Genomic DNA, 1,823 nt, shown 5'->3' with positions numbered 1-1,823 from the left:
TTCGAAGGCGTCCACGATGTCGCTGGTGACGGGTCCATGATCTTGTTGCCAACGCCGGGGCATACGCCCGGCTCCATGTCCCTGCTGCTCCAACGGGATGGTTGGGACCCGATCCTGCTGGTGGGCGATCTCACCTATGAGACTGCATTACTCGACCAAGACATTGTTCCCGGCACCGGAGACAAGGAAACGCAGCTTGCCTCGTTTGCCAAAGTTCGCAGGCTCAGAAGCCGGTTGTCGGGTCTTGCGATTATCGCCTCACACGATTTTGACGCAGAGGCCGCCATTTCAAAAGCCATTCGCAAAGAGAGCATTCTTTAGGGAGATTGCAAAATGACCGAAACAAAAAGCAATCACTGGGACGCAATTGTGGTCGGGTCCGGCATGGGAGGTATGACGGCCGCGGCCGCGCTTTCAAAAATGGGGCACAAAGTCCTGCTTCTGGAACAGTACAAAACCTTGGGCGGTCTCACTCACAGCTTCTCACGTGATGGTTTCTCTTGGGACGCGGGCATCCACTATCTGGGCTGCCTTGCGCCGGACGACCGGGAGCGCGCGATGCTGGATTGGCTGACTCATCAGCCGATGGCCTTCGAGCCCATGGGGTCAGTCTATGACAACCTGCACCTAGGCGACGCCCCACCCCTTGCTCTGTCGCGCCCCTTCGAGGCGCAGGAACGCGACCTGAAGGATCGTTTTCCCGAGGAGGCCGAAGCGATCGAGGCGTGGATCGAAGCACTTCGGGAAGGGCGAGAAACGATGTACACACTGGCGTCTACTCGCGCCATGCCAGAGTTCGTCGGCGACATGATCGACTGGTGGAACCACCGAGCTATCGACAAGTGGTGCAAACGCACGACCAAGGAGGTCGCCGAAAGTCTCACACAAAACCCGGACCTCATCGCGGCCTTTACTGCACAATGGGGAGATTTTGGCGGGCGCCCCCACAAGGCAAGCTTTGCCATGCATGCCCTGATCCTTGGGTGCTATTTGCAAAGCGGCGCATGGTATCCTGAGGGCGGCGGAATGGCGTTTGCCGAACACTTGATCCCGACAATCACAAACGCAGGTGGGGAGGCGCGTGCTGGCGTGAGGGTCGAAACACTTCTGACCGAAGGCGACAAGGTCGTCGGGGTGCGCACATCTGCGGGCGACGATATTCGCTCTGACGTCGTTATTTCCAACATCGGCGCGCGCGAGACAATCAACACCTTGCTGCCAAGAGGATTTGGAGACAAGGACTGGATCGACGAAATACTGGCGCTGCCTCCATCCATCGCCCATTTCAGCCTGTTCCTGGGATTCGAAGGCGACATCACAGAGGCGGGTGCCACACGGTCCAACCACTGGATCTATCCAGGCAGCGAAATAGACGCCGTCTGGGACGACGCTCCAGACGGCGAACCGCCCGGGTTCTTCGTGTCATTCGCTTCTCTGAAGGATCCAATGCACGATCCAGGGCCCGATCAGAAATATGCCGGCGAAGTCGTCACCTGGACCGATTGGAGCACCGTCGCACAATGGGCCAGCCTGCCTTCGGACGAACGGGGTGCCGACTACAAAGCCTTCAAACAGAAGGTGGAAGACAAAATGTTCGCACTGTTTGCCGCGAAATTTCCCGATGCGGCCAAACTTGTCGTCCTGAAAGAGCTTTCGACACCGCTCGCAACTGAAGCGATCACCGGTCACCACGAGGGCCGCTTTTATGGGCTGGACGGAACACCGGAGCGGGTGTTGAGCGATGCACTGCGGGCGAAGACCCCGATCGATGGGCTCTATCTGTCCGGGCAGGATGTGGTCAGCCAAGGCATTCAAGGCGCGCT

General features: G+C 58.5%; 2 protein-coding genes. Both read left to right on the top strand.

The genetic code is table 11. The features are described 5' to 3' along the window. The coding region (locus tag ACEWL3_RS20575) for an MBL fold metallo-hydrolase (RefSeq protein ID WP_492012011.1) at window positions 1-321 on the top strand (321 nt) is incomplete at its 5' end. Between the two features lie 12 nt (window positions 322-333). Then, the coding region (locus tag ACEWL3_RS20570) for a phytoene desaturase family protein (RefSeq protein ID WP_386185457.1) at window positions 334-1,823 on the top strand (1,490 nt) is incomplete at its 3' end.

It is taken from the genome of Sulfitobacter sediminivivens, assembly GCF_042611115.2.
Lineage (GTDB): Bacteria > Pseudomonadota > Alphaproteobacteria > Rhodobacterales > Rhodobacteraceae > Sulfitobacter > Sulfitobacter sediminivivens.
Note: the sequence above shows the minus strand (reverse complement) of the source record. Positions and strands in the feature narration are given on the sequence as shown.